The sequence below is a fragment of the Oleiphilus sp. HI0128 genome, assembly GCF_001635365.1.
Window position 1 is genome coordinate 1 of the sequence record NZ_LWGG01001465.1, and the last position, 706, is coordinate 706.

Consider the following 706-nt stretch of genomic DNA (forward strand, 5'->3'; position numbering starts at 1 on the left):
ACTGCATACGCTTCTTGCCGTTAGGCTTTCCTGATTTTGGTGGGCCGCCAAAGAAATGCCGGAAGAACTCCGGGATTTGCTCCATATCACCCTGAAACTGGAACTGGGAAGGTCGCTCGGCATGGCTAACCGTACTAATATTAACGACCGATTCCGCATGCTCTTCAACTAACTCGGTAAAATCCGGCAGATCTGCAGCATGGCTAGAGAGACTCAATACACTGATTGCAGCCATCAAGAATAGCAAGGAGCTGAGTTTATTTATGTACTTCATGAAGAATCCTCAAGAGAGTATGTAGTTAGAACGTACCCTCATTTTTGAGGCCGAAGGGCTAGTTTTCAACTTAAAAATACGTAACGGGGGAGCAAGGTTAAAGAGGAAAAATACTAGTCTATAGCCCGGTCTACGGCTACAATATGTGGCTGAAAGTCTGGATCACTTTTATGCTCGCTAGCAAAACGTCTAGCCAAATAAAGCCCTAATCCAAAGCCACAAATGGACGCCAGCAAGGTCGCGGCATCATTTAAGGCTAAATAACTTTCCGCAAGCACAGCACAAAGAATCATTAAAACCAAGGGAAGCACATACATCACGAGGGAGGCCTGCAGGAAAGTTTTCTCTGGAACTGCGAGGGTTACATAATCCCCTACTTGTACATCAAACTCGTTATCAAGCTCAAACTCAATACATTTTCGTTGGCTACTA

The 706-nt window shown here is 44.9% G+C and carries 1 protein-coding gene and 1 pseudogene; both read right to left on the reverse strand.

The features are described from left to right. Positions 1-274 (reverse strand): annotated as a pseudogene (locus A3763_RS24180) (serine peptidase); the annotation flags it as partial. A gap of 113 nt (positions 275-387) precedes the next feature. After that, positions 388-706, reverse strand: a 319-nt coding sequence (locus A3763_RS24185; protein WP_197483091.1) for a SoxR reducing system RseC family protein, incomplete at its 5' end; no start/stop codon positions are given.